At 39.2% G+C, this 24,341-nt stretch carries 20 protein-coding genes and 1 riboswitch; of the genes, 12 read left to right on the top strand and 8 right to left on the bottom strand.

Translation table 11 applies throughout. The features are described 5' to 3' along the window. Nucleotides 1-12: 12 nt before the first annotated feature. Both LPB86_RS05850 and LPB86_RS05845 read right to left on the bottom strand, forming a co-directional pair. On the bottom strand, nucleotides 13-624 hold the full coding sequence (locus LPB86_RS05850; protein ID WP_230641794.1) for a TetR/AcrR family transcriptional regulator: 612 nt from the start codon (nucleotides 622-624) through the stop codon (nucleotides 13-15). A 58-nt stretch (nucleotides 625-682) separates the two neighbouring features. Next, a complete protein-coding gene (locus LPB86_RS05845; protein WP_230641792.1) occupies nucleotides 683-1,585 on the bottom strand; it encodes a LysR family transcriptional regulator in 903 nt (300 codons plus the stop codon). Nucleotides 1,586-1,686: 101 nt separating this feature from the next. Here LPB86_RS05845 and LPB86_RS05840 point away from each other — a divergent pair, with 101 nt between their 5' ends. Then, a complete protein-coding gene (locus LPB86_RS05840; RefSeq protein WP_230641791.1) occupies nucleotides 1,687-2,313 on the top strand; it encodes an NAD(P)H-dependent oxidoreductase in 627 nt (208 codons plus the stop codon). A gap of 171 nt (nucleotides 2,314-2,484) precedes the next feature. Here the strand turns inward: LPB86_RS05840 and LPB86_RS05835 are convergent, their stop codons facing one another. Beyond that, nucleotides 2,485-2,976, bottom strand: coding sequence for a helix-turn-helix domain-containing protein (locus LPB86_RS05835; protein WP_230641790.1), 492 nt, complete (start codon nucleotides 2,974-2,976; stop codon nucleotides 2,485-2,487). Between the two features lie 12 nt (nucleotides 2,977-2,988). On the opposite strand from LPB86_RS05835, the gene LPB86_RS05830 reads away from it, so the two are divergent. From LPB86_RS05830 to LPB86_RS05820, 3 genes are all read left to right on the top strand, one after another. Then, entirely contained in the window at nucleotides 2,989-3,621 is a 633-nt protein-coding gene (locus LPB86_RS05830; RefSeq protein WP_230641788.1) for an RNA polymerase sigma factor, read from the top strand. Nucleotides 3,622-3,636: 15 nt separating this feature from the next. Beyond that, entirely contained in the window at nucleotides 3,637-4,731 is a 1,095-nt protein-coding gene (locus tag LPB86_RS05825; RefSeq protein WP_230641787.1) for a hypothetical protein, read from the top strand. Nucleotides 4,732-4,796: 65 nt separating this feature from the next. Then, entirely contained in the window at nucleotides 4,797-5,258 is a 462-nt protein-coding gene (locus tag LPB86_RS05820; RefSeq protein WP_230641785.1) for a low affinity iron permease family protein, read from the top strand. A gap of 5 nt (nucleotides 5,259-5,263) precedes the next feature. Here LPB86_RS05820 and LPB86_RS05815 read toward each other — a convergent pair whose 3' ends face one another. After that, nucleotides 5,264-6,559 carry a nucleotide sugar dehydrogenase gene (locus tag LPB86_RS05815; protein WP_230641784.1) on the bottom strand — a complete coding sequence of 432 codons (1,296 nt, stop codon included), beginning with the start codon at nucleotides 6,557-6,559 and terminating at the stop codon, nucleotides 5,264-5,266. Nucleotides 6,560-6,712: 153 nt separating this feature from the next. Here LPB86_RS05815 and LPB86_RS05810 point away from each other — a divergent pair, with 153 nt between their 5' ends. Beyond that, complete coding sequence (locus LPB86_RS05810) at nucleotides 6,713-7,447, top strand: DUF481 domain-containing protein (RefSeq protein WP_230641782.1); 735 nt, start codon at nucleotides 6,713-6,715, stop codon at nucleotides 7,445-7,447. A 3-nt stretch (nucleotides 7,448-7,450) separates the two neighbouring features. Here LPB86_RS05810 and LPB86_RS05805 read toward each other — a convergent pair whose 3' ends face one another. Continuing rightward, nucleotides 7,451-9,499: a M13 family metallopeptidase gene (locus LPB86_RS05805; protein ID WP_230641780.1), complete on the bottom strand. Its 2,049-nt coding sequence runs from the start codon at nucleotides 9,497-9,499 to the stop codon at nucleotides 7,451-7,453. 69 nt (nucleotides 9,500-9,568) lie between these two features. Beyond that, a riboswitch (TPP riboswitch) is annotated at nucleotides 9,569-9,663 on the top strand. Nucleotides 9,664-9,667: 4 nt separating this feature from the next. On the opposite strand from LPB86_RS05805, the gene pnuC reads away from it, so the two are divergent. The 4 genes from pnuC (at nucleotide 9,668) to uvrC (ending at nucleotide 17,271) form a co-directional block, all read left to right on the top strand. Continuing rightward, entirely contained in the window at nucleotides 9,668-10,291 is a 624-nt protein-coding gene (gene pnuC / locus LPB86_RS05800; protein ID WP_230641778.1) for a nicotinamide riboside transporter PnuC, read from the top strand. A 237-nt stretch (nucleotides 10,292-10,528) separates the two neighbouring features. Continuing rightward, nucleotides 10,529-13,222, top strand: coding sequence for a tetratricopeptide repeat protein (locus LPB86_RS05795; RefSeq protein ID WP_230641776.1), 2,694 nt, complete (start codon nucleotides 10,529-10,531; stop codon nucleotides 13,220-13,222). A gap of 2 nt (nucleotides 13,223-13,224) precedes the next feature. Continuing rightward, entirely contained in the window at nucleotides 13,225-15,450 is a 2,226-nt protein-coding gene (locus LPB86_RS05790) for a transglycosylase domain-containing protein (protein ID WP_230641774.1), read from the top strand. Between the two features lie 12 nt (nucleotides 15,451-15,462). Continuing rightward, on the top strand, nucleotides 15,463-17,271 hold the full coding sequence (gene uvrC, locus LPB86_RS05785; protein ID WP_230641772.1) for an excinuclease ABC subunit UvrC: 1,809 nt from the start codon (nucleotides 15,463-15,465) through the stop codon (nucleotides 17,269-17,271). Here uvrC and hemW read toward each other — a convergent pair. The 3 genes from hemW to LPB86_RS05775 form a co-directional block, all read right to left on the bottom strand. Continuing rightward, nucleotides 17,249-18,388 (bottom strand): radical SAM family heme chaperone HemW, encoded by a 1,140-nt coding sequence (gene hemW, locus LPB86_RS05780; RefSeq protein WP_230641770.1) that lies wholly within the window; start codon nucleotides 18,386-18,388, stop codon nucleotides 17,249-17,251. The two genes, uvrC and hemW, sit on opposite strands and share 23 nt — an antisense overlap. Nucleotides 18,389-18,456: 68 nt before the next feature. Continuing rightward, a complete protein-coding gene (locus LPB86_RS20945; protein WP_370632813.1) occupies nucleotides 18,457-18,723 on the bottom strand; it encodes a hypothetical protein in 267 nt (88 codons plus the stop codon). A gap of 11 nt (nucleotides 18,724-18,734) precedes the next feature. Next, the gene (locus tag LPB86_RS05775; RefSeq protein ID WP_230641769.1) at nucleotides 18,735-18,998 is read right to left on the bottom strand and encodes a hypothetical protein; all 264 of its coding nucleotides are present in this window, start codon (nucleotides 18,996-18,998) and stop codon (nucleotides 18,735-18,737) included. 159 nt (nucleotides 18,999-19,157) lie between these two features. On the opposite strand from LPB86_RS05775, the gene LPB86_RS05770 reads away from it, so the two are divergent. The 3 genes from LPB86_RS05770 to LPB86_RS05760 are packed head-to-tail and all read left to right on the top strand — an operon-like array spanning nucleotide 19,158 to nucleotide 24,288. Next, nucleotides 19,158-22,517, top strand: a complete 3,360-nt coding sequence (locus tag LPB86_RS05770) for a DEAD/DEAH box helicase (RefSeq protein WP_230641767.1) — start codon at nucleotides 19,158-19,160, stop codon at nucleotides 22,515-22,517. Nucleotides 22,518-22,534: 17 nt separating this feature from the next. Beyond that, nucleotides 22,535-23,500 (top strand): DUF4271 domain-containing protein, encoded by a 966-nt coding sequence (locus LPB86_RS05765; RefSeq protein WP_230641765.1) that lies wholly within the window; start codon nucleotides 22,535-22,537, stop codon nucleotides 23,498-23,500. 17 nt (nucleotides 23,501-23,517) lie between these two features. Beyond that, nucleotides 23,518-24,288: a uroporphyrinogen-III synthase gene (locus tag LPB86_RS05760; RefSeq protein WP_230641763.1), complete on the top strand. Its 771-nt coding sequence runs from the start codon at nucleotides 23,518-23,520 to the stop codon at nucleotides 24,286-24,288. Nucleotides 24,289-24,341: the final 53 nt, after the last annotated feature.

Below are 24,341 nucleotides of genomic sequence, written 5' to 3'. Positions count from 1 at the left end.
GAGCAAATTTTTTTAAACTTTTATGGACTGGATATAATCCTCTACTGCTGCATATAAAATATCATTTACATTACCCCCCTGATGCGATAGCACTTTTAATCTGCAACGGAGATCAAGAGAAACCAAGCCATGAACCATTGACCAAAGTTCTAAACTGGCAAGCTCTACGTTCGTCATACGGATTAGCTTGTTTTCGATACAATCTCTTAAACAATCTACGAGGTAATTAAAACATGAATCCCCATTGTCTTTATGCGTTTCTTCATCCACATTTGTAGGAGCACGAATGATAAACATCAGGTCATATAACTCTGGGTTTTCCAATCCAAATTTGATATAGGTTTTACCCAGCTGCTCCAACCTTTTTAAAGGATCTTTGCTATTTACCTTGGCCTTAAAAGTATTGAACAATTGCTGAAAAGCATGAGCCTGAACTTCATACAACAACTCATCCTTATCTTTATAGTATAAATAAATGGTGCCTGGACTGTATTCTATCGCATCAGCTATGTTACGAATAGAGGTTTTTGCATAACCATCTTCCAAAAACATTTTCAATGCAGCAGCCCTGATCAGATCTTTCTTTTCAGCCTTTTCTCTTTCTTTCCGCTCAGATACGCCCATTATTCAAATTAATTACACTGCAAATTTACTGAACACCATTCAGTAAAACAAATATATTTTAACTTTTCACCATTTCCTGTTCAAAAATCCCTTCGATCAGCTCAATTTGAGCGCTATAAACAGATCCTTTCCTTTTTCCAAAAAACAAGGTATTCTCGATACGCTTGTTCCCTTCCCATAGCACATGGATGTTTCCCGCATCAAGTTCCTTTTTAGACAAGAAATCCGGGATCACGGCTACGCCTTTTCCACTACTGATACATCTTAAGATAGAACTCATATTGGGTACTATAAAATTAGGTTTAAAATCGGGCCGCTTGCCAAAATTAAGATGCCAAAATTTTCTAAGATGCTCCATATCGCCAGCTGTGCCGTACCAGGTTTGCTGTTTAAGCCAATCTTGTGCAGCCATAAGGTCATGATCTTTTACGAGTGTTTTAAATTCTGCGGCTGGCAACTGCGAACCGGCTACAATAACAATTTTTTCCTTAAAAAATGGTTTAAACACCAGCCCTTTATAATCTCCTTTTTGTGGAGTAATGATGAGGTCCAGTATGCCGTTATCGAGATCACTAAGCATTTGCGGATAATCTCCAAACTTGATGATTACGTTAAAAGGTAGCGTAGGCAGGTAAGATTCCAGGGTGAACTGAAAGGTTTCAAAACACATACCTATACTAATGGTGGGCACGTCCTTCTCTGTACTCTTATGAAAATGCCGTTCTGCTTCTTCTAGTTTACCTATTGATTCCTGGATGTAATTGTAAAGTACCTGGCCCCTTTCTGTAGACACCATTTTACGCGAAGTACGGTCAAAGAGTTTATAGCCTACATAGGCTTCAAGCGAACCAAGATGCAAACTTACGCCAGGTTGCGAAATGAAAAGTAACTCTGCTGCGCCCGTGAGCGATCCCGTTTCATATATCGCCTTAAAAGTCCTGAACCATTCTAAATTTACCATAACACATCATCATAATTCTGATACAAAGTTATGATTTATATTATTTTAATGAGAGAAATGCAGGACTTAGTTTTGTGCTATACAATTACATAAACACAGACATGAAGAATATATTTGTAATTAACGGTGGGCAAACCTTTGGGCACTCTGGTGGACGTTTTAATAAATCTGTTACCGATACCACGCTAAAGTTTTTTAAAGACAATGCCGGTTTTGAAGTACGCGCTACCGACATCAATAGCATTTATGACCCGAAGCAGGAGGTGGAAAACTATAAATGGGCCGACATTGTAATTTATCATACACCGGTATGGTGGTTTCAATTGCCACATGACTTTAAAAAATACATTGACGTTGTATTTACGGAAGGGCATCAAAATGGCATTTACCATAGTGATGGCCGTTCTTCTGCCAATCCAAAAATAAACTATGGTACCGGCGGTTTAATGCAGGGAAAACAGTATATGTTAACTACTTCGTGGAATGCCCCTGAAGAGGCCTTTACCTTACCGGGAGAATTTTTCAATGAAAAAAGTGTAGATGAAGGGCCTATGTTTGGATTTCACAGGATGAATGCCTTTACAGGTATGAAGCCATTAAAAGGCATGCATTTTCATGATGTGGAGAAAAACGCGGATATTGTTAGAGACCTTGAACGTTATGAGCAACATTTGAAAGAGACCTTTGTAGAAGCAGGACATAATACTGCCAGTTGCAGGCAGTATTAATAGACTTAAATATCGCTTAGGCTTCAGGATTTAAAATTAATTTTGGAAGCAATATCGAGGCTACTTGTACTAGCCGCAGGGTGAGGTTATGAAAACACTCACTGAGTACTTTTTAAAAGTGCATACAACAATATCAGGAAACAAAAAATACAGGAGGGAAAAGGATTTACACTACAAATCCTTTTTGCCCTGAATTAAGCCGCGCAAAAATTCAATCTCTTTGTCTTTATCTGCGATCACTTTATTGAACAATTCACGTTCTGATTCAGAAACATTTTGATGTATCGTAACCTCCTTATTATAGATGTTGTCATTATTGACGATTTCCTGATGTACATACATGCCTTCTTCTGAATTGATAAAATCAATCACTGAGGTTTCCAGAATTTCAGCGATTTGGTTCAAACGATCCAAATCAATTTTTGTGATCCCGTTTTCAATATTTTGCCATGCTTTTACAGATAAATGGATCCTTTCGGCCATTTGTTCTTGAGTTAAACCAATATTTGACCGTAAACGCTTGATTTTTAATGCAACAGGACTCATATTTTTAAAATTTAAAGTAGCAATTCTACCTGTAAAGGTAGCAAAACTAACTACATCACAACAACGCGTCTGTTTATATTTGGAAGAATGGTTTTGCACCGCAAGTTTGAATACCATTTAGATCAAATAATGAACGCAACTCATTTAAACCCTAAACAAGCAAAATATTTCCTGAAACGGCTCAATGATGGAGAACAACAGGGGCTTTCTTATTTTTACAAAATCTTATACCCGAGGCTCTCCTCCATGGCCTACAAAAGGCTTGGAGACGATGTTGCAGCAAATAGCATTGCACAAGAAGCATTTTTAAGACTGTGGCTGCTGCACGAAAAAATAGATGACCCTGTTAAGCTCAAAGACTTTTTACTGAACCAGATGAAACTGGGATGTGAAAGCTTCCGCCAAAAATCATCGCTCAGCTTTCACCGCAACCTGATCAAACTAGACGATATAGAGAATTACCTTGAGTTTACTGCCGGATACTGGCCAGAAGAGCAGCTTGATTTACCGAACCCTGCCGTACTGCGGGAAAAGGAACAGCAATGGAATGAGGTAAATGCCATCTTGCCGGGATTGCCTTTAAACCAGCAATTATTCATTAAACTATGTTTGCAATATTCATTTAGTTATGAGCAGATTGCAGACCATCTGGGAAACATCTCTGACCGGGAAGTGGCAAGAAAAGTTAAACAGAGCATAGAAAATTTGAGAGAAAAGGTTAGGAACATCAGGAAACTAACCTTGATTACAAATGCCAATTAGGTTTTTCGACAAATCATGAAACCAAAAAAAATCATCTTAACCCGTAAAATACAGCTTTTGATTGACACCGATGAACTGGAGATAAAGAACGGAGCATTTAAAAAGTTATATCAATGGCAGTGGATTTGTTTTAGAGCTGCCAATTACATTTTCTCACATCAATACATACAGGAACAACTTAAGGAACTGATTTATCTTACAGATGATTTAAAAATAAAACTGGCCAATATCAAAAAAGATAAAGACGGGATCCTCACTACTTCCAGGGAAAACACCACCTATCAGCTATTATCTAAACATTTTAAGGGAGAAATCCCTATGGAAATCATTGCTGCGTTAAACCATACGCTTGTAGCACATTTTAACAGCGACAGGCAGGCTTATTGGAAAGGCGAAAAATCACTGCGTAACTACAAGAATAATATCCCCGTTCCTTTTTATGCGCAAAGTTTACAACTAAAACAGAAAGACATTAGCAGAGACTTCTACTTTAACTGGTTTAACATTCCATTTAAAACCTATCTTGGTAAAGACAGGTCTGACAAAGCGGTACTCCTGAAAAAAGCAATGGAGGGGAAACTAAAAATATGCAATTGTGCAATGCAACCAGAAAAAGGCAAAATCTTTTTGCTTGCATCTTTTGAAGTGGAAAAGGAGCACAATTTTCTTGATGATACCATTGTTGCGGAAATATCCTTATCCATGGAATATCCAATTACTCTAAAAGTAGGAAAAGCAGTGTACCAGATTGGCAATAGGGAAGAGTTTTTATACCGTAGAATTGCAATACAGCATGCCAGAAGCAGATTGCAGTCTGGCACTGTACACAATAAAGGGGGGCACGGACGAAAGAGAAAGTTAAAAAGTGTAGAAGCGTATAAAGACAAAGAGAAAAGTTACGTAGACCATAAACTTCATGTTTACAGCAAAAAAGTGATTGACCTTTGTATTAAACATAACGCTGCCACCCTACTGCTAACTAACCAGCAACAAAAAGAGGAACTGGCAAAAAATGAAGGTTTTTTGTTAAGAAACTGGAGTTATTTTGGATTGAAAGAAAAATTAGCTTATAAAGCAGAGAAAGTGGGGATTATGATGATTGTGGAATAATTAGGTGAACAAACAAATCAGGATATATTTTTGTATGTTTAAATGATTGTAATTAATATACCATTATGGACAAGAAAAATGAGTCTTTCTTTGAAAAGGCCGCAACCGCAATAACCTGTTGGACGGGAAGCTTAACTGCTTTTATCCTCGCATTTTCAGTTATTGCCGTTTGGGCCATTACCGGACCAATATTTAATTATTCAAACACCTGGCAGCTGGTCATTAATACCGGAACTACAATTGTGACTTTTTTGATGGTATTTCTAATTCAGAAGTCACAAAATAAAGACTCTAAGGCCATTCAATTGAAGCTAAACGAACTGATTGCGGCAAGTCGTCATGCCAGCAACCGTATGGTAGATATAGAAGATTTAACAGAAAAAGAGCTTGATGTATTACATCAGTATTACCAAACATTATCTGATAAAGCAGAGGAAGATGACGACATACACCGATCTCACTCTATTGATAAAGCTAAGCGTTCTGCTGACAAAAAAAGTCATCAGATCCTTCCTGAAGATGAGTAGGGAGACTACAAACGGGCATCTACCAGTTCCCTATCTATAAAAGATTTGATGTCAAAGATTACTGAGCCCTGTGCCTTGAATTTTTTATAGTCAATTGTTAAAAATTCCTGGTGCGCTACAGCTACGATGATTGCTTTGTAATTTTTATCCTCAAATTGTGTTTCCAGCTGAATATTGTATTCCCTTGCTACCTCATCTGCATTTGCCCATGGATCATAAATATCAAGCTCCAACCCGAATTGTTCCAGCTCCCGGTAGATGTCAATTACCCTGGTATTTCTGATATCCGGACAGTTTTCCTTAAATGCAAAACCCAAAATCAGCGCCCGCTCTCCTTTTACTTTTCCTCCATTTGCCAAAATCAGCTTAACCACTTTATTGGCGATAAAGATGCCCATGTTCTCATTTACCTGCCTACCAGATAAAATAACTTGCGGGTGATAACCTAAGGCATTGGATTTGTAAGCAAGATAATAAGGATCTACCCCGATGCAATGTCCACCTACCAGTCCTGGTTTATATTTCAGGAAATTCCATTTCGTTGCCGCAGCTTCCAATACATCATTGGTGTCAATTCCCATACGGTCAAAAATCAGGGCCAACTCATTAATGAAGGAGATATTTACATCGCGTTGTGCATTTTCGATTGCTTTTGAAGCTTCTGCAACTTTAATACTGGGTGCAAGGTATGTCCCTGCAGTAATAATTTCGGCATAAAGCGCATTTACTTCTTCTGCAATTAGAGGCGTGGAACCTGAGGTTACCTTTTTGATTTTTGTAAGGGTATTTACCTTATCGCCAGGGTTGATCCTTTCTGGTGAGTAGCCGCAATAGAAATCAACATTGTAAGTTAAACCCGAGTACTTTTCAAGCACAGGTACACAATCTTCTTCGGTACAGCCTGGATATACAGTAGACTCGTATATCACGAGGTCTCCCTTGGTCAATACTTTTGCCAGCATTTCTGTAGCCATTAACAAGGGTTGCAAATCAGGAGACTTAAATCCATCTATGGGTGTAGGCACTGTTACAATGTAAATGTTACAGGCTTTTAACGTCTCTATATCCCCAGACAACCTTAAGCCAGTTTTTGCACCAACCTGAGCGCCATTTAAGACCTGTTTTAAAGCAGCCAGATCTGCCTCTTTTGTTTTATCCGTACATTCTTTTAGTTCTGCTACCCTAAGTTCATTGGTATCAAAACCAAGTACATCGTACTTTTTCGCAAATTCTATTGCCAATGGCAAGCCCACGTAACCTAGTCCAATAATGGCAATTTTCTTTTGTTCTGATGCTGGCATGTAAAAAAATAAAGTTTTTAAAAAGCGACCGTAAAGCTACCTTATTTCTGATAGTAAAAACATATTTAGACGCAAACCGTTATAAAAACAGGAAATCACCATCATCATTTAGTATTGCAAGACAAGAAATCACAACCAACAGACACCTGCAACATGGCTCAAAAAGTCATCTTTTTTTTAGCAATAACATTTGCCTGTAATACCTTTTGTTTTGCCCAATATACCGACAGCACACAACATTTTACAAGTTATACTTCATCTGGTTCTCTCAATAGAACCAATGGCAACAAAGCTTATTTGCTTAACAATGCCGTTAAACTTGGCCTAAAGAAAAAAAGCATTAGTTTAAATTTCAATAACAACTGGATATACGGCAAACAGAACCAAGGCATTACCAATAACGATTTTTCCTCTACACTTGATTTTAACTTGTATAAAACCCTTCCTCATTTTTTTTACTGGGGACTGGCTAATTACAACACCAGTTATTCTTTAAAAATAAACCATCAGTTGCTAACTGGCGCGGGAATAGCCTACAGCATTGTGGACAGGCCTAATGCTTACCTTAATTTAAGTAATGGAATTTTATACGATTACAGTGACCTGACGTTAAATGGAATGTCTGATAAATACAGTTCATCCAGGAACTCCTTCCGTTTAAGTTATCGATTTGTAATAGGAAAAGTTGTTGAAATCAGCGGCACCAATTTTTCTCAGAATTCCTTAAATGACAAGCATGACTACATCATCAAAACCAACAATAAAGTTTCTTTTAAAGTGAACAAATGGATAAGCCTGCTTACGCAGCTTGATTACAATAAATTGAGCCGCACAAATAGCGAGAACCTCTTGCTAAGTTATGGGCTCAATTTTGAAAGATATTTTTAGAGATTACCAGATTTTTGCACGTTCTGTTTCAGGACGGTACAATTTATCTCCAGGCTTGATGTCAAACGCCTTATACCAGGCATCGGTATTAGACAATGAACCGTTGACACGGAAAATTGCAGGGGAATGCGGATCTGTATTTACCTGCATCCTTAACTTTTCGTCCCTAAGTTTTATGCGCCATACCTGCGCAAAACCCAGAAAGAAACGCTGATCTGGTGTAAAGCCATCAATTTTTGTATTGCCTTTACCTTGTGCTGTATTTTTAAAGGCCTGGTAGGCAATAGCCACCCCACCAATATCTGCAAGGTTCTCTCCCAGGGTAAGTTTTCCGTTTACATGCTGATTGTCCAGCACCGTAAATTTATCATATTGTGCAGCCACGGCACTTGTTTTGGTTTTAAATTTAGCGGCATCTGCACTTGTCCACCATACTTTAAGATTCCCGTCTTTATCATACTGACTTCCTTGATCATCAAATCCGTGGGTCATTTCATGCCCGATTACAGCGCCGATAGCCCCATAATTCACAGCATCATCTGCATCTTTATCAAAGAAAGGGAATTGTAATATTCCGGCAGGAAATACAATTTCATTAAAACTTGGATTATAGTATGCATTAACGGTTGGAGGTGTCATCCCCCATTCTGTTTTATCTACCGGCTTGCCTACTTTATCAACCATTTCTTTATAATTGTGCCTGGCCACTGACTGCAGGTTTTTGTAGTATGCATCTCTGGAGATGGACACATCATTGTATTTTTTCCACTTGTCGGGATAGCCTATTTTTTTGGTAAATGCAGCAAGCTTGGCCAATGCCTTCTGCTTAGTCTCTGCACTCATCCAGTCCAGTTTTTCAATGCGATCTTTATATACATTTTGGAGGTTGTCTACCAAATCTTTCATTCGCTTTTTAGCATCCGGCGTAAAATATTTCTCTACGTAAAACTGTCCAAGCAATTCCCCTAAACCGCCATCAACTTTACTTAACATGGTTTTCCATCTTTCCTTTTGCTGTTTTTGTCCGTTTAGCACTTTGCCATAAAACTCAAAATTGGCATCTCTGAAGGCTTTGCTTAAGGCAGGTGCTGCGTCATTAATGGATTCAAAACTAAGTTTGGTTTTCCAGGCTTCCAGGGGCTGTGTTGTAAGTAAGGTATTTAACGCTTTATAATATTTAGGCTGACCAACCAATACGGTATCGGCATTGATTTCCATTCGTTTAAAGACATCTTTTAAATCTACGTCGGGCATTTGTTCCTGAAGCGTTGCAAAAGCAAACTTATTGTAATTCTTTACCGGATCACGCAATTCTACTGGTGTAGAGTGAGATTTTGCTAACGCTGTTTCCAGGCTTAAAATCCCTGCTGCGTTTTTAGCCGCTGTTACTGCATCTACACCTGTAAGTGTAAATAATCTAGTAATATAAGCTACATAAGCAGCCCTGATATTTTTTGTTGCCTCATCAGTTTTAAAATAATAATCACGATTTGGCAAGCCCAAACCACTCTGGCTAAATTGCGCCATATTCCTGGTGCTATTTTTATCGTCTGGCCCCACATAAAAACCAAATAAAAAGCCATCACCTTCTTTAAAACCATCTGCCGCAATCTTTACCAGTTCTTTATGATCTTTTATCGCACTGATCTTGGCCAGCAAAGGTTTAATTGGTTCGTAACCCAGTTTCTCTATGGCCAGCGTATCCATGCCGCTCAGGTATAGATCAGCTATCTTTTGCTCGTTGCTACCTTTATCATGCTCCTTTTTAGTCATATCTTCTAAAATGCTATGAAGGCTTTGTTGATTATCGTTAAACAAGGTATAAAACGAACCCCATCCTGTTTCTGAGGCGGGGATTTCTGCTTTTTTTAACCATGCACCACTGGCATAGCCGAAAAAATCATCTCCCGGCCGTACAGTAGTATCCATGGCCGACTTGTCAAAAAAGACAGTCCGCCGGGAAGCATCACCTGTTACTTTCTCTGTTTTGTTATTGCAGGACGAGGTTGCCGTCGCCACAACTGCAATCATCAATAAATAGTTAAATTTCATACACAGTTTTTTTATGACATTTTTTTAAAGGTGCGAAATCAATCTCAATTTTTCTTACTTTAGCCAGTAATTTCATACACGGGGTGCCTTACTATCAGGCTGAGATCACACCCGCAGAACCTTGACCAGATAATGCTGGTTAGGAAATTAGTAAAATTAAGAAGTATAATGAGCATTAAAGAGTGGTACGAGTTATTCAGCTCGCAGATTGGACAAACAGGGCTAATAGAATGGCTTGCTGTAGGCTTTGGCGTTTCTGAAGTGATACTGGCAAAGAAAAATAACATCTGGCTTTACCCTACAGGAATTATTTCTGTAACCCTTTCTATGTTTATTTTGCTGGATGTGAAACTTTACGCAGAAACGTTATTAAATGGCTACTACCTGGTGATGAGTGCATATGGTTGGATAGTCTGGAAAAAGCGAAAAGGCGAGCCTCCATTGGCCATTTCCAGGAGCAACGGGAAGGAACTGGGCCTTGCTTTTTTAATCTGTATGGTGGGATTTGCGGTATTGTATACCGTATTAAGGCTTTATACAGATTCTGACGTAATTGTATGGGATGCCTTCGTATCGGCTACTGCATGGGCGGGAATGTGGTTGTTGGCAAGGCGTAAAATTGAAAACTGGATTTTCCTGAATGTCTCTAACCTGTTTGCTATTCCTCTTCTGGTTCATAAAAATCTACCCATGTACGCCCTGCTAACTGTTATTTTATTTATAGTTGCCATATTTGGATTTTTTGAATGGAAAATGATACTGAACAAACGGCAGCTAAAGCCTGTCGGTTAGGCAATCTTACTGCATGTTCAGCTTGTTCTTAATTCATGCTATTGAATAATGAGCGCTATTTTGCTTAGATTTGAGTGCTGAATACCGTATTTTGCATACAATTGAACTGGTACAAACATTAACTCAATATCATTGAACAATCTTCTGAACCCTCTTTTTAAAGCACTGTATATTTGTCTAGGCATAACTGTACTATACGCCTGTGGTTCTCAGAAAGACACGGCTATGAGCCGCGGCATGCAAAATCTCACCGCACGTTACAACTACATTTACAATTCAAGGGTTATTTTAAATGATTATGAAGCCCAGCTGCTTGATGTTTATGCAGATAATTACAACCAGGTGTTACAGCTTTATGTTACGCCCGAAAAATTTAACGCCGCTGCCAAGGAACCTGTTAATCCGCCTGTTGACAGCAAAGAGCTTGATCTTGTGATTACAAAAGCACAAGCCATTATTGCAGATAAGAGCTACAGCAATTATATTGATGATGCTTATTTATTGTTAGGAAAGGCGCAGTTTTTTAAGGGTAATTACTTTATTGCTACGGAGTATTTTGATTACATTATTAAGAACTTTAAAAAAGGAACGCCCAATTTTATCGAGGCACTGGACTGGAAAGCCCGAAGTTTAATGCAACGTAACGACCTCAAAAGTGCTTCTGTGGTTTTGGACACTTTAAATCTTGAACTGGAAGTTGCAAAGAAAGTCCCTGCCGAACCATTGGCTACTTTTGCCCAAATGGACATCAATCTGCATCAGGATAAAGAGGCCATTGCTTATCTGGAAGAAGCTGTTAAAAAGGCCGGTGGCAACAAATATAAAATGCGCTGGACGTATATCCTGGCACAGCTTTATGAAGATCAAAAAAACTATGAACAAGCTTTAAAGAATTATAGAAAAGTCCAGAACAGCAACGCGAGCTTTGAGCTGTATTTTAATGCCAACCTAAACAGGATAAAAATAAACGCCTTATTGAACGGCGAGAAAATTAACCGCAAACAGCAACTGGCGGCTTTATTAAAGGACGATAAAAATGACGATTATACGGATCAGATTTATTACCAGATAGCCGAAAGTTACCTGGATGACAACGATTACCCCAACGCAGAAAAATACTATCAGCTCTCGGTTAGCAACAGTACTAAAAATCAATACCAAAAGGGCTTATCTTACCTTAAGATTGCCGATTTAAACTTTAAGTATTTACGTAAATACCTGAAAGCAAAGGCATATTACGACAGCACAGTTAACACCCTGCCTTTGAATTATCCGGGATATGACCTGATTTTAAAAAAAGGACAAAACTTAGAATATTTAACCACGCGCTACGAAACTATAGCCACACAGGATACCATGCAAATGCTGGTTAAACTGCCGGAAACTGAGCGCAACCGCAGAATTGAACTGATGTTTACCCCGGCTGTTCAACCCGTGGCAACTGTAAATACAATACCTGTCAGGGAAGCTGTTAACAATCCTTTCTTAAATAACAATACAGATAAAAATACCAGTCAAACTTCCGGGACTTTCTATTTTAGCAATACAACGGCCATTAGCAAAGGGTATACAGACTTCAAGAAGAAATGGGGAAATCGCAAGTTGGAGGACAACTGGAGACAAAGCATCCGCAAATCCGGTCAAACCAATACGCAAAATGTTGCGGCATTAAATAGTGATGGCCTGCCAGCAGTTTCGGGTGATAGCGCATCGACTGCGGACAACCTTAATTTAATTAAAAAGTATAATGAGGCGCTTCCTCTTACGCCAGAATTGCTTTCTGCCTCTAATGACAAAATCATCGATGCTTATTTTGAGATCGCAAATTTTTACCAGCAAGAGTTAAATGAAACAGCCGAAGCCATCCGGATTTATCAATTGATCCTGGAACGCTATCCTGATAATAAATACCTGGCCGCCATAAACTATACACTCTACCTTGACTATAAAGATAAAGACGCGGCAAAAGCCAATGGGTATAAAGAAGTAGTTTTATCCCGCTTTCCTGGCAGTATTTATGCCAGTACGATTACTGACCCATCTTTTTCATTAAAGCAATCTGCTTTGGATGCGGCTGCCATTAAAAAATATAATGAGGTATTTGCTGATTATGAGAAAAGGGATTACCAGAAGGTTGTTGCTTCTGCAAATGAAGTTTTGAGTACCAGCGCAGACAATACGCTTTCGCCACAGTTTGCCTACCTAAAGGCCATTGCCATTGGCCGAACGAGTTATATAGACAGCTTGCTTATTGCATTTAAAAGTATTACCACGCGCTTTGCAAATGACCAGCTGATTGTGCCCCTGGTTAAAGAACACCTTAGCTATATTGAGGCCCATTTGCAGGAATTTAAAAGCCGTCGTATAGCGCTCATGGATTTTGATGGGAATGAACCACGCTTTGTAACCAAGCCACCTGCAGCCCTAACACTGCCTAAAGCACCTGTTACCGCTGTTGTTGCACCAGTAGCACCGGTTGTTAAAACAGTAACTCCGGTTGTGGTTGATAAAGTGCCTGTTGTTGCAGTTAAGGAACCTATAGCAGCAGAGAAACCAGTAAAAGCCCATAGTATATTTAGTACCGCAGCATCTGGAACCTGGTATTTTGTGGTTGATGTAGCTGATGCTAGTTTAACATTAAGCTCATCTCGTTTTGGTATTGGACAATTTAACCGCGGTAATTTCCCTGAGGCTGACCTGAGACATCAATTGACAGAATTTGACGACGATCAGTTAATTTACGTAGGAAACTTTAGTAATTTTGAAGACGCAAAAGCGTATGCATATGGGATCACTCCCCGGTTAAAACAAATTATGAAGGTTCCTGAAAACATTTACAAGAGTTTTATCATTAGCAAAGAGAACTTTGACAAACTGAACAGCAGAATGCTGATAGATCAGTATATAGAATTTTACAAAAACAATTATTAATAATGAGCCAGCCACTTTTACCAGCCGATATAAAACGATACAACCTACTACTCTGGAAGGTATTGATTGGAGGCATTGTATGTTTTGCCCTCTTTATAATTGCCGTAGGCTTTGGTCTTTTTGGTCAACTGCCATCTTTTCATTATATAGAGCATCCTAAAAGTAATCAGGCTACCGAAATTCTTTGTGAAGACGGACGACCATTAGGAACCTATTTTATCCAAAACAGATCTAACGTTACCTATCCGCAGATTTCAAAAAATGTAATTGATGCCTTAATCTCTACTGAAGATGCCAGATTTATGGATCATTCTGGTATAGACTTTAGAAGAACTTTTACCATTTTATTCTATAACCTTATTGGCAAAAAGCAAGGTGGGAGTACCATTACCCAACAGCTGGCATTGAACATGTTTTCTGAAGAAGGCAGACAAAAGAATTTTTTAAAACGCTTGTTACAAAAATTTCAGGAATGGATTATTGCGGTAAAACTGGAGCGTAACTATACAAAGGAAGAGATTATCACCATGTACCTGAATACGGTAGATTTTGGAAACCAGGCTTATGGTATTAAATCTGCTGCAAGGGTTTATTTTAATACCACACCAGATCGTTTAAACCTAACGCAAGCGGCCACTTTGGTTGGTTTGCAGAAAGGGATTACCCGTTACTCTCCTACCCGAAACCCAGAGCGTTCTTTAACACGGAGAAATACCGTAATGGCCATGATGGTAAAGTCTGAAGCCATTACACAAGAGCAATTTGACCAGGAGCAAGGAAAACCCCTGGGGTTAAAGTTTAATGCCGCGACTGTTAATGAAGGAATTGCGCCTTATTTCAGGACAGTTTTGAAGGCTGACATTAAGCATATTTTTCAGGAGCACTCTATTCTAAAAGCTGATGGGACACCTTATGACCTGGACAGAGATGGGCTAAGAGTAATTACAACTATTGACTACGACATGCAGGTATATGCTGAAGCTGCACAAAAGGAATATATGAAAACCCTGCAACAGCAGTTTAATGCCAGCTGGAAAGGCCGGAATCCTTACAAAGGAAAAGAACTACAGATTGCGCAAGGTGTAAAACGGTCTGACCGCTATAAGGAACTTGAAGCACAGGGTAAATCTGAAGAGGAAATTAAAGCTGATTTTAATACCCCTACCGAGATGTCTATTTTTACCTGGAAGGGTAACGTAGATACGCTAATGAAACCTATTGACTCGGTAAAATATTACAAAATGTTATTGCGTAACGCAATGATGGCAATGGATCCGCAAACTGGTTTCATTAAAGCCTGGGTTGGTGGTATTAACTTTGAACATTTTAAATATGACCAGGTTAAAATGGGAAAACGTCAGGTAGGATCAACAGCTAAACCTTTTACCTATGCTGTAGCTATTGAGAATGATTATTCTCCTTGTTTTACAGTGGCTAATGAACCGGTTACCATTGAAGTGCCGGGCAGTCCGCCATACACACCTGCTTCATCAGGAACCATTCCGGGGCCTATTACTTTACAAAAAGCCCTGGCCTATTCGCAAAACTATGTGGTAGCCTATTTAATGAAACAAGTAGGCCCTACTGCTGTAGCAACCCTCGCAAAGAAGATGGGCATTACATCAGAAGTACCCGCCTACCCTTCCATTTGTCTGGGCTCTTTTGATGCCAGTATTTTTGATATGGTTGGAGCTTATGGCGTATTTGCCAATAAAGGAATTTGGACAGAGCCAACTTATATTATGCGCATTGAGGACAAAAACGGGGTGGTTTTGTATGATAAGAAGCCAAGAGTGGTATCGGCCATGAGTGAAGATGTTGCGTACATCATGACCAGAATGCTGGAAGGTGTAGTAAAAAATGGTACGGCTTCCCGCTTAAGTTATAAATATGGAATCCGCACCCCGGTTGGCGGAAAAACAGGAACTACCCAGAATAACTCTGATGGTTGGTTTATGGGCATAACCCCTCAGTTGGTTGCTGGTGTTTGGACCGGTTGCGAAGACCGTGCATTCCACTTTTTAAGTACCGGTGAAGGAGCAGGTGCCAATATGGCCCTTCCAATATTTGCTGGTTTTATGAAAAGGGTCTATGCCAATCCGAAAATTAAGATCAGCAAAGGCGATTTTGAAGCACCTAAAAACGGAACTTCTATTGTTTACGATTGTGACAAGTACCAACAGCAGCAACAGGATACTACAGAACTGGACCAGAAGTTAGGGTTTTAATCCCAGGTTTAAATGAGTGCGTTCGACTATAAAAAGGCATTGGCCGATGTTCCGCAGAATCCTGGTGTATACCAGTTCTGGGACGCCGATGATACGCTGATTTATATTGGTAAGGCAAAAAGCCTTCGTAATCGGGTTGGATCTTATTTTAACCAGGACAATCAGATGAATGGCAAAACCAGGGTACTGGTTTCTAAAATCAGGAAAATCACCTTTACCATTGTTGATACCGAGATTGATGCCTGGCTATTGGAAAACAGCCTGATTAAAAAACATCAGCCACGTTACAACATCATGCTCAAGGATGATAAAACTTATCCCTGGATTATCATTAAAAAAGAACCTTTTCCACGTCTATACTGGACACGTAAACTGGTTAAAGACGGTTCAACTTATTTTGGGCCCTATGCTTCTGTAGGCATGATGCACACCATTCTGGACCTCATTAAGGAAACTTATCCATTGCGTACCTGTAACCTACCTCTTTTACCGAAAAATATTGCGGAAGGTAAATTTAAGGTATGCCTGGAATACCAGATTGGTAATTGCAAGGGACCATGTCAGGCTTATCAGAGTTTGAATGATTACGATCATAATATTGAAGAAATTAAAGATATCCTAAACGGCAAAATCGGTAATGTGATCCGGGAGGTAAAACAGGTAATTAAAACTGCTGCCGAGGAGCTTAATTTTGAACATGCCCACCAGTATCAGCGCAAGTTACTTGTACTGGAAAAATACCAAAGTAAATCTACCGTTGTAAACAGCTCTATTACCAATGTAGATGTGGTAAGTATTGCCTCTGATGACCGCTATGCCTTTGTGAATTACTTGAAAATCATGAACGGAAGCATCATCCAAACGCAAACTATAGAAATCAAAAAACGGCTGGACGAAACTGATGAGGAACTGTTAACGATAGCCATTACTGAATTCAGGACCAGATTTAACAGTACTTCTAAAGAGATCATTGTTCCATTTGAAATTACCCTGACCGATCCTACACTAAAATTTACCGTACCTAAATTAGGTGAAAAAAAGAGCCTCCTTGATTTATCGCAAAAAAACGTCTTGTTTTTTAGAAAGGAAAAGCTAAACCAATACGAAAAGCTCAATCCTGATTTGCGTTCTGAACGTATCCTTACTCAAATGCAAAAGGACTTACGCTTAACCAAACTGCCGCAGCATATTGAGTGTTTTGACAACTCTAACTTTCAGGGAAAATACCCTGTATCGGCTATTGTGGTTTTTAAGGACGCCAAACCTTCTAAAAAAGACTACCGGCATTTTAACGTTAAAACTGTTGAAGGGCCAAATGATTTTGCCACCATGGAGGAAGCTGTTTACCGTCGTTATAAGCGTATGCTGGAAGAGGACCAGCCATTACCTCAACTTGTGATCATTGATGGTGGCAAAGGGCAGCTTTCTTCTGCTATGAAGAGCTTAAAATTATTGGGGATTGACAAACAGCTTACAGTGATTGGGATTGCAAAAAGGCTGGAAGAATTGTTTTACCCTGGGGATAGTTATCCTTTGTATCTGGATAAGAAGTCAGAAACGCTGAAGGTAATTCAGCAATTGCGTGATGAAGCACACAGGTTTGGAATTACCTTCCACAGGAAGAAACGGGATCAAGGGACGCTTAAAACGGAATTGGAAGACATTGCTGGCATTGGCAAAACTACGGCAGATAAATTACTGCGCCATTTCAAATCGGTTAAGAAAATTAAAGAAGCTACAGAACAAGAGCTGATGCAAATATTAAATAAGGCGCAGGTAAAAACACTGCTAGCACATTTTAGTGCTCACGATCTTCAATAAGAAACAACTCTGAAGCGATGTGATCTGCAAAAAGCTTCCCTTCCTGGGTTAGGGTAAGTTTATCATTTTGGCAAATTAACCAATTGCGTTCAATAAAGGTTTTACTGTTGTACAAAGTTTCTTCCAGATAAGTTTTGCCATAAGTTTCTGCAATTTTGTAGAGGTCTGTACCCCACATGGTGCGCAACGAAGTCATAATATATTCGTTGAAACGATCCAGATTACTCAACTCTTCCACCGTCTCTGCCAGTTTACCATTATCCAATTGTTGCAAATAAAGTGCATTATTTGCAACATTATGATAGCGGTTTGTTCCATCAAAACCATGTGCTGATGGACCTATCCCAAGATAAGGTATACCTCTCCAATAGTTGGTATTGTGCACAGCATATTTTCCTGGCAGGCTTAAGTTAGAGATTTCATAATGTTCGAAGCCGGCTCCTGTAAGTTTTGCAATCAGCGTTTGAAACTGATCTGCACTTTGCTCATCGTTAATGGGGATGTCTTTTCCTCTTTTAATGTTACTGGCCAGTATGGTTTTTGGCTCTACCGTTAGGGAGTAAGCAGAAATATGCGGGGTTTGCAGTTCTATGGCTTTTTGAATGTTCTTTAACCATTTTTCATTGGTCAGTAAGGAGTAGCCATAAATCAAATCTATACTCAGGTTTTCAAAACCGGCATCCTGGCTCCTTTTAATACAGTCTTCTGCCTCATTAGAATTGTGCGCGCGGTTCATCCATCGCAGATCTTCATCAAAAAAGGATTGCGTACCGATGCTAAACCTGTTGACAGGCATCTGTCGCAACTCTCCTATTTTCTTTGCGTCCAGATCATCAGGATTAGTTTCTATGGTAATCTCCGCATCAGAGGCAATGGAAAAATGTTGGGTAAGGGTATCAAATATTTTATTCAGATATGGCGATGGCAATACAGATGGTGTTCCACCACCGAAGTAAATTGTGCCCACCTGATCTGTAATTCTATCCTTTTTTAAGATAAGCTCTTTACAAATGGCATCCGTCATCTCCGCAGCATACTTTAGTGAGGTACTAAAGTGAAAATCGCAATAGGTACATGCTTTTTTACAAAAAGGGATGTGGATATAGATGCCAGACATTTGGCAAAGGTAAGGTTTAAGTCTTGATGAACGATAATAACTAAGTCCTTAGCATAAAAACGAGTGTATCAAATCTTTTTTAGTGTACCAAAAAAGCCGATCATTCCAATTCTTTTATTCTTTACCATGCAAAATACAGATCTTCCTTTAACAATAAAAATAAGCACATAATTATTGAGAACCAAGTCTTTTGTTTGAACAGTTATCTTATAGTTGTCTTCGCTTTCTGAAAGCAAATCAAAGCTGTATATTCTGGAGCTGAAATTAATTCCCGGGTGCTCCCGGTTTACTGAGCGGGAAAAAGATGCATTGGCATAAGGTAAAGAAACTGCGATGCTATCTTTGGTTACGCGACAATAAAACGAAGCATATTTTGGTGGAACCCCAGTGCTTCATCCAGATCATAAAATGCAGTATCCTTTGCACCCGCCTTGATAATCACTCCTGATACTGGCTTAAATTCGAAGTAAATTTTATTGGATGTCGTTTCCTTGGCAGGAAGCTCATCTTGTGCAAGGCAGACGTTGATGAGCAATGCTAAAAAAACAGTGAATTGGAAAGATCGTAAAAGCATATGCCCAAAAGTACAAGCTAAAGGCTCCGCTGCCAATCTGAAGACAACTATTTAACAAACCTTAACCTTTTATGCCTAAACCACATCCATAACTGAGACAAGTTATTACGGCTCCACTTCGCAAATTCAGTAATGGATATCGGTTTTAGAATGAAGCTGAATCTCGTATATTTGAAACTGCATCTATCTTATTTAATGTCTGATTATATTATCCACGAGTTTAAAGCTTCTTTACTGAACGGTATTTTTATCTTAAAACACTGTGCGGATGCTGTGGATACGGGAGTTAAGGGCTTTTATGATTTGAAGCCCGAATCAATTGAGCTTAATAAAGCATTATTTCCGGTACCTTCTGCCGGGGCAAAAGTTTTTGACGTTGCGGTAGTGCTTGCAGGGCAAACATTGGTAATGAGCTGTACTTGCGGACAGGAAAGCAAGAAACTTTGTGACCACAGTGCGCAGGCGCTATTTAACATCATGAACCGTGATGAGCTGAGGGTATTTTTTGATGCAAAGCTTAGGCGGGATAAAATGAAGCAAGTTGCTAAAGATTATGGCCTGGAAGTGGAGCCGGATCTGGATTTGCATTTTGAGTTGAAATATAATAAAAGTGATACCTTGATTAGTCCGAAGGTTAAAGAGCTTTTTGCGATAAACAGGCACACAAAAGAAGAAGCGGGACAAGCCCTGTTTACTAACAGCGATGGTTTGCTGCCTATAAATGGCCTGCTTAAAAAAGGCGTAAAAACGATTGTTGTGTTTAGTCAGCACCGATATTATAGTCATCTAACAATCGGTTTGTACCAGGCGGTAGAAACTAAGGATGGCAAGGTTAAAAATCCTTTAACTGCAGTGGATCCTTCAGACCTGATTTGGAAAGCAGAGAATACTTCGGAACTGAAGTTTCTAAGTGGCGTGCTAAAATTTCAAAACAACTATAATGCAGAAGCCTCAAGTTCTGACCTGGAGGGCTTAAAAGCCTTGGCAAAGAACCCTTTGGGCTTGGACATATATACACATGATGCAGAGATATCAGCCAACATTAACGCAAATTCCATTGTACCCATTAAGCTTAAGATTCTTGGAATAGATTTAATCCTATCGGTAAACCAACGGGGGGAATTTTACGAAGTTTCTGGAAAACTGTTACTGGAGGGGGAATCTTATCCTCTGGAAGATTTGCAGGTAAAACATCATTATTTTATTCAGCTGGACCGCAACTGGCATCTGATAGACAATCCTGATTTTTTAAGGGCAATAGATTTTTTTAAAAAGCATTACGACAAAATGCTCGTTCATCAGTCTAAGTTCGATGAATTTTACACCACCATACTTTCTAACCTGGAAGAAAAGATAAAGATCAATTATGCTTATTTAAAACCGGCTACCAAAACGCAAAAAGAAGAGCAAGGATTTGACCTGGAGAATGAACAACTCATTTACCTTTCCGAATCAGAAGATTTTGTGCTTTTAACACCGGTGATACGGTACAGCAATACAGAAATCCCTATACTTTCTAAAAAGCAAATCATTGCAAAAGATAAGTACGGAACAACGTTTACCCTGCGCCGTAATGAGGAGGAGGAATTGCATTTTATAGGTAATATTGCCAAACAGCACCCTTATTTTGAGGAACAACTAGCAGATGGTATTACGGCTGACTACTTTTATATGCACCGAAATCATTTTTTAGAACCCGAATGGTTTTTAAATGCCTTTGAGGCATGGAGGAGCAAGGGAATTATCGTAATGGGCTTTAACAAGCTCAACAATAATAATCTGAGCCAGCATAAACCCACTATTTCTATTAAGGTGATCAGTGGCATAGACTGGTTTGAAACTTCGGTTAAAGTAGCCTACAATGGAGAAGCGATTTCTTTAAAACACCTGCACAAATCTATTCGTAATAAAAGCAAATTTATAAAGCTCGACGATGGTACTATGGGCATTTTGCCTGACGAATGGATGAGAAAATTTACGGATTATTTTAATGCTGCTGAATTGGTGGAAGACAGTTTGCATACCCATAAAATAAATTACAACAGTATTGCCGAGTTGTATGATGAGCATTTGCTGGACGAATCTGTAAAAGATCAACTGGCTATTTACCAGGGTAAGCTTTCTGGGCCCGAACAAATTTTACCCGTTCCAGTACCTGAAGGATTGAATGCAGAATTGAGAGGGTACCAGCAAGAGGGGTTGAACTGGCTTAATTTCCTGGATGGGTTTAACTTTGGCGCCTGTTTAGCTGATGATATGGGCTTGGGGAAAACCATCCAGATTATCGCTTTTATTTTGAGCCAGCGAAATAAGGGGCACCAAAATACAAACCTGATTGTAGTTCCTGCTTCGCTTATTTTTAACTGGCAGGCAGAAGTTGCTAAGTTTGCACCTTCCATTAGCATCCATACCATTTATGGTGCAGACAGGATTAAGAATGTCCAGGACTTTGACGCCTATGAAATTGTGCTTACTTCTTATGGAACTTTACTGGCAGATATTCGCTTTCTAAAATTATACCGTTTTAACTACGTGTTTTTAGACGAATCACAGACCATTAAAAACCCCGATTCACAGCGCTATAAATCGGTTCGTCTATTGCAATCGCGCAACAGGGTGGTACTTACCGGGACCCCTATAGAGAACAGTACTTACGATTTATATGGCCAGCTTTCTTTTGCTTGTCCGGGTTTATTGGGCAGCAGGCAACAGTTTAAAGAATTATATGCCGTACCCATTGATCAGTTTAAAGAGAGCAGGCCTGCCAAGGAACTTCAAAAAAAGATCAGTCCTTTTATCTTACGTCGCACCAAAGAACAGGTGGCAAAAGAACTTCCGGATAAGACAGAGATGGTTATTTATTGCGAAATGGGAACGGAACAGCGCGAGGTTTATGAAGCCGAAGTGCAGGACATAAAAGACTATATTGAGGGCACTTTAGAAGATGAGTTGAAAAAGAGCAGCATGCACATCTTACAGGGCATAACCCGGCTGCGGCAAATATGTAATTCTGCCGAGCTGTTGAAAGATGATCGTTTTTATGGCAATGCCTCGTCAAAAATGGAGGTACTCCTGGAGCAAATTGAAAGCAAATCACCAAACCACAAAATCCTTATTTTCTCGCAATTTGTAGGTATGCTGGATCTAATAAGGGTACAACTACGACACCGTGGAATTGCTTTTGAGTACCTGACCGGGCAAACGCAAAACAGGGCACGGGTAGTAAACTCCTTCCAGGACGATGCTGGTATACGGGTCTTTTTAATCAGCTTGAAAGCCGGGGGAATGGGGCTTAACCTTACAGAGGCAGATTACGTTTACCTGGTTGATCCGTGGTGGAACCCCGCAGTAGAGAACCAGGCCATAGACAGGAGTTACCGGATTGGGCAACAGAAAAATGTGGTTGCTGTACGTCTGATTTGTCCTGATACAATTGAAGAAAAAATCATGAAACTGCAGGAGACCAAAAAAGAACTGGTGAACGATTTAATTAAAACAGATACGGATATCCTGAAGCGCCTTTCCAAAAAGGATTTACTGGAATTGTTCAATTAATACCTTAGTTTTGCAGAATGAGGTATGTGCTCACCTTTTTACTCCTATTCACAAATATATTACTCCATGCCCAGGAACTTACGGTACCTGTGGATACAGTAGTGAAAACGCCTTACAGTTATAGGAAGGCTCGTGACTCTGCTTTTAAAGCAAGGCAAAAGATTGTAACAGATTCCATTATTGCGCATACCTGGATTATTCCTGATTCGCTATTAAGCAGCACCATGATTATGGATAGCATTATGAAGGCGAAAGTATACAGCCGACCTTCAGGCGAACCCTGGTATACCATCTACAACAAAAAGAAAAAAGAAAGTTTATATAAAACCGGCACACCTATAGCAAAAGGGCAAGTTTGGGTGCTTGCCTTTGTGGGCGTATTGCTTCTGCTGTTTGCCATACTAAAAAACTCCTTCTCCAGGCAATTACAAACCATTGTACAGGCATTTTTTAGTGATAGAATTCTGAACAACCTGAACAAGGAGGATAATTTATTTACATCCTGGCCTTTTTTATTGCTGTTTATACAGTTTGGCTTTACCATAGGAATGTTCATTTATCTCACTTCGCAATATTATGGAATAGGCTACTTAGATAATGGCTTTCGTTTGCTGTTTAGTATGTCTGTTATTATCATTGTTTTATATGCCTTCAAAATCTTATTGCTTAGAATGCTTGGCTACATTTTTAACATACAAAAACCGGTACACGAGTATATTTCAATATTATATTTGAGTTATTTTAACATTTCGCTCTTATTTATTCCGTTGGTGGTCGCTTTTGCCTTATCTCCTTTAAAATATGGCATATACTATATCGCTATCTCCGTTGTGGTATTGGCCATAATATTTGCTTTTCAATTTATTAGAGCGGGTGTAAACATTTTATCTCACCACAGGTTTTCAAAAGTCTATTTATTTTTATACTTTTGTGCCCTCGAAATATGCCCTATTTTGATATTAATCAAGGTAATAGGACTATAAAGCGGAAAAATTAGGTAATGCAAGAAAACACAGAAAATCGGTTAAACAAGGTAAAAAGCATTTTAATCACGTTGCCAAAACCTGAAACAGAGAAGTCGCCTTATTTTGATTTGGCCAAAAAGTACAATGTAAAAATAGATTTCCGGTCTTTTATTCATGTAGAAGGGGTGCCTGCAAGGGACTTTAGAAAAGACAAAGTAAATTTATCTGAATTTACAGCTGTAGTTTTCACTAGCAGAAATGCAGTAGATCATTTTTTCAGGATTAGTGAAGAAATGAGGTATGAAGTTCCTGCAGATCTAAAATATTTTTGCATCTCTGAATCTACTGCACTATACCTACAAAAGTATATTCAGTATAGAAAACGTAAAATCTTCTTTGGAAAGCAAACCGCAGCCGACCTCGCTGAGGTATTAAAAAAACATGCGGGCGAGAAATTTATTTATCCTTGTTCTGATGTTGCGACAGAAGACACGATGAATTTCCTTCAAAAAAATGGCTATAATGTTACCCCTGCTGTACTGTTTAAAACCGTTGTAAGTGACCTTTCTGATCTTGCTGAGGTATTTTATGATATCATTGGCTTTTTCAGTCCCTCTAGTATTCAATCACTTTACACCAATTTCCCTGACTTTGCTCAAAACAAAACACGGATTGCAGCGTTTGGATTAAATACACATAAGGCTGTTACAGACAAAGGTTTAATCGTAGACATTGCAGCACCTTCGCCTGAGGCACCCTCAATGATTATGGCTATCGAAAACTACATTAAGAAATCCAACAAATAACGGAAACAACAAAGGTTTTTATTCTTTTTGTTCAAATTTATCCGGCTATTGAT

Origin of the sequence: Pedobacter sp. MC2016-14 (assembly GCF_020991475.1) — a bacterium.
GTDB lineage: Bacteria > Bacteroidota > Bacteroidia > Sphingobacteriales > Sphingobacteriaceae > Pedobacter.
Note: the sequence above shows the minus strand (reverse complement) of the source record. Positions and strands in the feature narration are given on the sequence as shown.

Bases quoted from the DNA above. Each gene is read 5' to 3' on its own strand.
- LPB86_RS05850 (WP_230641794.1), bottom strand. From the start codon at position 624: ATGGGCGTATCTGAGCGGAAAGAAAGAGAAAAGGCTGAAAAGAAAGAT.
- LPB86_RS05845 (WP_230641792.1), bottom strand. From the start codon at position 1,585: ATGGTAAATTTAGAATGGTTCAGGACTTTTAAGGCGATATATGAAACG.
- LPB86_RS05840 (WP_230641791.1), top strand. From the start codon at position 1,687: ATGAAGAATATATTTGTAATTAACGGTGGGCAAACCTTTGGGCACTCT.
- LPB86_RS05835 (WP_230641790.1), bottom strand. From the start codon at position 2,976: ATGGTATTCAAACTTGCGGTGCAAAACCATTCTTCCAAATATAAACAG.
- LPB86_RS05830 (WP_230641788.1), top strand. From the start codon at position 2,989: ATGAACGCAACTCATTTAAACCCTAAACAAGCAAAATATTTCCTGAAA.
- LPB86_RS05825 (WP_230641787.1), top strand. From the start codon at position 3,637: ATGAAACCAAAAAAAATCATCTTAACCCGTAAAATACAGCTTTTGATT.
- LPB86_RS05820 (WP_230641785.1), top strand. From the start codon at position 4,797: ATGGACAAGAAAAATGAGTCTTTCTTTGAAAAGGCCGCAACCGCAATA.
- LPB86_RS05815 (WP_230641784.1), bottom strand. From the start codon at position 6,559: ATGCCAGCATCAGAACAAAAGAAAATTGCCATTATTGGACTAGGTTAC.
- LPB86_RS05810 (WP_230641782.1), top strand. From the start codon at position 6,713: ATGGCTCAAAAAGTCATCTTTTTTTTAGCAATAACATTTGCCTGTAAT.
- LPB86_RS05805 (WP_230641780.1), bottom strand. From the start codon at position 9,499: ATGAAATTTAACTATTTATTGATGATTGCAGTTGTGGCGACGGCAACC.
- pnuC (WP_230641778.1), top strand. From the start codon at position 9,668: ATGAGCATTAAAGAGTGGTACGAGTTATTCAGCTCGCAGATTGGACAA.
- LPB86_RS05795 (WP_230641776.1), top strand. From the start codon at position 10,529: ATGCAAAATCTCACCGCACGTTACAACTACATTTACAATTCAAGGGTT.
- LPB86_RS05790 (WP_230641774.1), top strand. From the start codon at position 13,225: ATGAGCCAGCCACTTTTACCAGCCGATATAAAACGATACAACCTACTA.
- uvrC (WP_230641772.1), top strand. From the start codon at position 15,463: ATGAGTGCGTTCGACTATAAAAAGGCATTGGCCGATGTTCCGCAGAAT.
- hemW (WP_230641770.1), bottom strand. From the start codon at position 18,388: ATGTCTGGCATCTATATCCACATCCCTTTTTGTAAAAAAGCATGTACC.
- LPB86_RS05770 (WP_230641767.1), top strand. From the start codon at position 19,158: ATGTCTGATTATATTATCCACGAGTTTAAAGCTTCTTTACTGAACGGT.
- LPB86_RS05765 (WP_230641765.1), top strand. From the start codon at position 22,535: ATGAGGTATGTGCTCACCTTTTTACTCCTATTCACAAATATATTACTC.
- LPB86_RS05760 (WP_230641763.1), top strand. From the start codon at position 23,518: ATGCAAGAAAACACAGAAAATCGGTTAAACAAGGTAAAAAGCATTTTA.